This is a genomic window from Micromonospora deserti (assembly GCF_003236335.1).
GTDB lineage: Bacteria > Actinomycetota > Actinomycetes > Mycobacteriales > Micromonosporaceae > Micromonospora > Micromonospora deserti.
The window spans coordinates 1-6062 of sequence record NZ_POUB01000318.1 but is presented as its reverse complement, the minus strand read 5'-3'; the positions used below and the strand labels follow the sequence as shown (position 1 = coordinate 6062).

At 71.1% G+C, this 6062-nt stretch carries 3 protein-coding genes; 2 read left to right on the top strand and 1 reads right to left on the bottom strand.

Annotated features, from left to right (window positions below; genetic code table 11):
* Nucleotides 1-163: 163 nt before the first annotated feature.
* Nucleotides 164-1750 carry an ATP-binding protein gene (locus C1I99_RS28080; protein ID WP_111137221.1) on the top strand — a complete coding sequence of 529 codons (1587 nt, stop codon included), beginning with the start codon at nt 164-166 and terminating at the stop codon, nt 1748-1750.
* Nucleotides 1747-2430 carry a response regulator gene (locus C1I99_RS28075; RefSeq protein ID WP_111137220.1) on the top strand — a complete coding sequence of 228 codons (684 nt, stop codon included), beginning with the start codon at nt 1747-1749 and terminating at the stop codon, nt 2428-2430. Before C1I99_RS28080 ends, C1I99_RS28075 begins: the two co-directional genes overlap by 4 nt.
* A gap of 40 nt (nt 2431-2470) precedes the next feature.
* Here C1I99_RS28075 and dnaE read toward each other — a convergent pair whose 3' ends face one another.
* On the bottom strand, nt 2471-6001 hold the full coding sequence (dnaE, locus tag C1I99_RS28070; protein WP_111137219.1) for a DNA polymerase III subunit alpha: 3531 nt from the start codon (nt 5999-6001) through the stop codon (nt 2471-2473).
* Nucleotides 6002-6062 lie beyond the last annotated feature (61 nt).

Below are 6062 nucleotides of genomic sequence, written 5' to 3'. Positions count from 1 at the left end.
GGGGTGGGGGTGGCGGTGGTGTCCATGCCGACAATGTGACCTGGGCCTCACTCCAAGACAGCCTTGTGGTCATTCTGTTCATCTCGGCGACCCATGGGTGACGTTTCGCCGCGACGGGCGCGCAACACTGGTGACCGGAATCGGACCGGGGACAGGAGTGGTGGTGGCCCGACGGCAGTGGAGCATCGCGGGACAGCTGTTCGCGCTCCAGGCCGTGGTCGTGACGTTGCTGGTCGCGGCGGCGGCCGCGGGCGCGGTGTGGCTGGCCCGCACCGACGCGCGGGAGGCCGCCCGGGAGGAGGTGCTCGCGGTGGCGCACACCGTCGCCGGCTCCCCCGACGTGCGCACGGCCCTGCTCTCGGCCGACCCGGCGGCCACCCTCCAGCCCTACGCGGAGGCCACCCGGGTGGCGACGGGCACGGATTTCGTGGTGGTGATGGCGCCCGACCGGACCCGGTACTCGCACCCGAGCCCGGAGCAGATCGGCCGGCCGTTCATCGGGGACATCGGGCCCGCGCTGGCCGGGCGGGCGTTCACCACGACCAACGTCGGCACACTGGGCGAGTCGGTGCGGGCCGTGGTGCCCGTCCGGGCCGACGACGGGCGGGTCGTCGGTCTGGTCTCGGTCGGCATCACCACCCGGGCGATCAACCGCCGGCTGCTCGACCAGGCGCCGGTGCTGGCCGCCGCCGCCGCACCGGCCCTCGCCCTCGCCGGCACCGGTTCCTGGCTGCTCAGCCGCCGGCTGCGCCGGCAGACGCACGGGCTCGGGCCGGCCGAGATGACCCGGATGTACGAGTACTACGACGCGGTCCTGCACTCGGTGCGGGAAGGGCTGGTGGTGCTCACCCCCGACCGCCGGGTGGCGCTGGTCAACGACGAGGGCCGGCGGCTGCTGGGGTTGGCCGAGGAGGCGGCGGTGGCGGACCGGCCGGTGGCCGGCATCGAACTCCCGCCGGCGGTGGCGGAGCTGCTCGCCTCGGGCCGGGACGCGCACGACGAACCCGTGCTGGCCGGTGACCGGGTGCTCGTGGCCAACCAGCGCACCACCCGCTTCGAGGGGGCCGCGCTCGGCACCGTGCTGACCCTGCGCGACCAGACCGACCTGCGCAACCTGGCCAGCGAGCTGGATTCGGTACGCGCGCTGACCGAGGCCCTCCAGGCACAGACGCACGAGTCGGCGAACCGGCTGCACACCGTGCTGACCATGGTCGAGCTGGGCCGCACCGAGGAGGCGGTGCAGCTCGCCACCCGCGACCTGGCGGTCGCCCAGCAGCTGACCGACCGGGTGGTCGGCGCGGTGACCGAACCGGCGCTGGCCGCCCTGCTGCTTGGCAAGTCGGCGCAGGCCGGTGAACGCGGCGTTGATTTGGTGATCGACCCGGACAGCCGGCTCGACGCCGACCACCTGCCCCCGACCGACCTGCTCACGGTCGTCGGGAACCTGATCGACAACGCGCTGGAGGCGGTCGCCGGCAGCGACCCGCCGCGGCGGGTCCGGGTCTTCGTCGGCGTAGGCGACGGCGAGGTGGTCGTCCGGGTGGGCGACAGCGGTCCGGGGCTGGACCCGGAGCGGGTGGCCGACGCGTTCCGGCGCGGCTGGTCCACCAAGAGCAGCGGCCGCGGGCTGGGCCTGGCGTTGGTCGGGCAGGTGGTCCGCCGCTACGGCGGGCGGTCCGAGGTCGACCCCGCCCCGGACGGCGGCACCCTGTTCACCGTCCGGCTGCCGCTGCCGGAGCAGCGGCCATGACCGACATCCGGGTACTGGTGGTGGAGGACGAGCCGCTGCTGGCGGAGGCGCACCGGGCGTACACCGAGCGGGTGCCGGGCTTCGTGGTGGTCGGGGTCGCGCACACCGCCCGGGAGGCGATGGCGGCGCTGCGCCGGCGCGACGGCGCGGACGTCGACCTGGTGCTGCTCGACTTCCGCCTGCCCGACCTGCACGGCCTCGATGTCTGCCGGGCGTTGCGGGCCGCCGGCAGCAGCGTCGATGTGCTCGCCGTGACCTCCGCCCGGGACCTGACCGTGGTGCGGACGGCCGTCTCCCTCGGGGTCACCCACTACCTGCTCAAGCCCTTCACCTTCGCGGCCTTCCGCGACAAGCTGGAGCGGTACGCCGACTACCGGCGGCAGGCGCTCGCCGAGGGCGAGGTGGGCGCCCAGCACGAGGTGGACCGGATGTTCGCCACGCTGCGCGGGGCCAGCCGGCACACCCTGCCCAAGGGCCTGGACGAGCAGACCCTGAACGTGGTGCTGGCCGCGCTCCCCGGCCGGGACGGGCTGTCGGCCAGCGAGGTCGGCGAACGGGCGGGGATCTCCCGGGTGACCGCCCGCCGCTACCTGGAGTACCTGGTGACCGTGGACCGGGCGGTGCGCACCCCCCGGTACGGCACGCCGGGCCGCCCGGAGATGGAGTACCGCGCGGTCTGAGCGCGCGGACGCTCCGCGTGCGGCGAAGGCGGCCGGCGGGTCAGCTGACGTTGGCGGGGCCGAGGACGCTCTTCAGGTCGGCCATCAGCGCGGTGGTGGCCGACACCCGGAACGGACCGAGCCGCAGGGTGGTGACCCGGCTGCCGTTGAGCAGCTTGACGTGCACCTCGGCGTCGCCGGGGTGCAGCACGAGGGTCTCCTTGAGGCGTTCCACCAGCGGCGGCGTGCAGCGGGTCACCGGGATGGTGAGGGTGACCGGCTTGTTCGCGGCGTTGCTGCTGATGTCCGGCATGGACATGTCCATCGCCATGATCCGGGGGGTGTCGTCGCGGCGGTCGACCCGCCCCTTGACCACCACGATGGCGTCCTCGGCGATGTACTGCCCGATGACCTCGTAGGTGTTCGGGAAGAAGAGCGTCTCCACCCCGCCGGCGAGGTCCTCCAGGGTGGCCGAGGCCCAGGCGCGGCCCTGCTTGGTGACCCGGCGCTGCACCCCGGAGAGGATGCCGGCGAGGGTGACCACCGCGCCGTCCGGCACGGTGCCCTCCTCGGACAGTGCGGCGATGGTGCAGTCCGCCGCCGCGCCGAGCACGTGTTCCAGCCCGAACAGCGGGTGGTCGGAGACGTACAGGCCGAGCATCTCGCGTTCGAAGGCGAGCTTGTCGCGCTTGTCCCACTCCCCGTCGCCGATCACCGGCATCGCCACGTTGCTGCTGGTGTCGGTGTCGCCGAAGCCGGCGCCGAAGAGGTCGTACTGGCCGGCGGCCTCGTTGCGCTTCACCCCGGCGTACGCGTCGATCGCCTCGGCGTGCACCGTGAGCAGCGCCTTGCGGGGGTGCCCGAGCGAGTCGAAGGCTCCCGCCTTGATCAGCGATTCGATGGTCTTCTTGTTGCAGACCACCGCGTCCACCTTGGACAGGAAGTCGTAGAAGTCGGCGTAGTCGCCCTTCTCCGCCCGGCAGCGCATGATCGCGGCGACCACGTTCGCGCCGACGTTGCGGATCGCGGCGAGGCCGAAGCGGATGTCCCGCCCGACCGGGGTGAACGGCCCGGCGGAGGTGTTCACGTCGGGTGGCAGGACCTGGATGCCCATCCGGCGGCACTCCGACAGGTAGAGCGCCATCTTGTCCTTGTCGTCGCCGACGGAGGTGAGCAGCGCCGCCATGTACTCGGCCGGGTAGTTGGCCTTGAGGTAGCCGGTCCAGTACGACACCAGGCCGTAGCCGGCGGTGTGCGCCTTGTTGAACGCGTAGTCGGCGAACGGTACCAGGATGTCCCACAGGGTCTGGATGGCCTCGTCGGAGTAGCCGTTGGCGCGCATGCCATCGCGGAACGGCACGAACTCCTTGTCGAGGACCTCCTTCTTCTTCTTGCCCATCGCCCGGCGCAGCAGGTCGGCCTGGCCGAGGCTGTAGCCGGCGAGTTTCTGCGCGGCGCGCTGCACCTGCTCCTGGTAGACGATCAGGCCGTACGTCGGGCCGAGGATTTCCTCCAGGGGTTCGGCCAGCTCCGGGTGGATCGGGGTGATCTCCTGCAGGCCGTTCTTGCGCAGCGCGTAGTTGGTGTGCGAGTTGGCGCCCATCGGGCCGGGCCGGTAGAGCGCCAGCACGGCGGAGATGTCCTCGAAGTTGTCCGGCTTCATCAGCCGCAGCAGCGAGCGCATCGGCCCGCCGTCGAGCTGGAACACGCCGAGGGTGTCGCCGCGGGCCAGCAGCTCGTAGGTGGGCTTGTCGTCCAGCGGCAGCTTGAGCAGGTCGACCGTGGTGCCGTGGTTGGACTCGATGTTCTTCAGCGCGTCGTCGATGATGGTGAGGTTGCGCAGGCCGAGGAAGTCCATCTTCAACAGCCCGAGCGACTCGCAGGTCGGGTAGTCGAACTGGGTGATGATCGCCCCGTCGGCGTCCCGGCGGGTCAGCGGGATGTGCTCGATGATCGGCTCGGCGGACATGATGACCCCGGCGGCGTGCACGCCGGTCTGCCGGATCAGCCCCTCGATGCCCCGGGCCGTGTCGATCACCTTGCGCACGTCCGGATCGGACTCGTAGAGCCCGCGGATCTCACCGGCCTCGGCGTAGCGCGGGTGCTTCGGGTCGAAGATGCCGGCGAGCGGGATGTCCTTGCCCATCACCGCCGGGGGCATCGCCTTGGTGATCCGGTCGCCGACCGCGTACGGGTAGCCGAGCACCCGGGCCGAGTCCTTGATCGCGGCCTTCGCCTTGATGGTGCCGAAGGTGGCGATCTGCGCGACCTTGTCCTCGCCCCACTTCTCGGTGACGTACTTGATCACCTCACCGCGCCGGCGCTCGTCGAAGTCGATGTCGACATCCGGCATGGAGACCCGCTCGGGGTTGAGGAACCGCTCGAAGATCAGGCCGTGCGGGATCGGGTCCAGATCGGTGATGCCCAGGGCGTACGCGACGAGCGACCCGGCGGCCGAGCCCCGGCCCGGGCCCACCGCGATGCCCTGACTCTTGGCCCACTGGATGAAGTCGGCGACCACGAGGAAGTACGACGGGAAGCCCATCTGGATGATGACGCCGAGTTCGTACTCGGCCTGCTTGACGTGCCCCTCGGGGATGCCGTCGGGGTAGCGGCGGGCCAGGCCGGCGAAGGTCTCCTTGCGGAACCAGGACTCCTCGGTCTCGCCCTCGGGCACCGGGAAGCGCGGCATCAGGTTGCGGAAGGCGAACATCCCGGTCGGGTCGACCTTCTCGGCGACCAGCAGCGTGTTGCGGCAGCCCTCCAGCCACAGCTCGGAGGAGTCCACGGCGCGCATCTGCTCGGCGGACTTGATGAAGTAGCCGCCGCCCTCGAAGCGGAACCGGTTGGGGTCGGCGATGTTGCTGCCGGTCTGCACACAGAGCAGCACGTCGTGCGCCTCGGCCTGCGCCTCGTGCGTGTAGTGCGAGTCGTTGGTGACCACCGGCGGGATGCCCAGCCGCCGGCCGATCTCGGTGAGCCCGTCCCGGACCCGGCGCTCGATGTCCAGGCCGTGGTCCATCAACTCCAGGAAGTAGTTCTCCTTGCCGAAGATGTCCTGGTACGCCGAGGCCACCTTGAGCGCCTCGTCGAACTGCCCCAGCCGCAGCCGGGTCTGCACCGCGCCGGACGGACAGCCGGTGGTGGCCATGATCCCCTCGGCGTGCTCGGCGATCAACTCCATGTCCATCCGGGGCCACTTGACGTAGTGCCCCTCCATCGAGGCGCGCGAGTTGAGCTTGAACAGGTTGTGCAGGCCGGTCTTGTTCGCCGCCCACATGGTCATGTGGGTGATCGCGCCGTTGCCGGAGACGTCGTCGCTCTTCTGCTCCGGCCGGCCCCACTTGACCCGCTGCTTGTGGAAGCGGGACTCCGGCGCCACGTACGCCTCGACGCCCAGGATCGGGGTGATCCCGGCGGCCATCGCCTGCTTGTAGAAGTCGTTCGCGCCGTGCATGTTGCCGTGGTCGGTCATCGCCACCGCCGGCATGCCGAGCCGGTTGGCCTCGGCGAACAGGTCCTTGAGCCGGGCCGCCCCGTCGAGCATCGAGTACTCCGTGTGCACGTGCAGATGCGCGAACGAATCGCCCATGCGTGGCGCCCCCCGGGTCGGCTTCGTGGATGGTGGGAAGTCGGTCGGCCCACCCTATCCC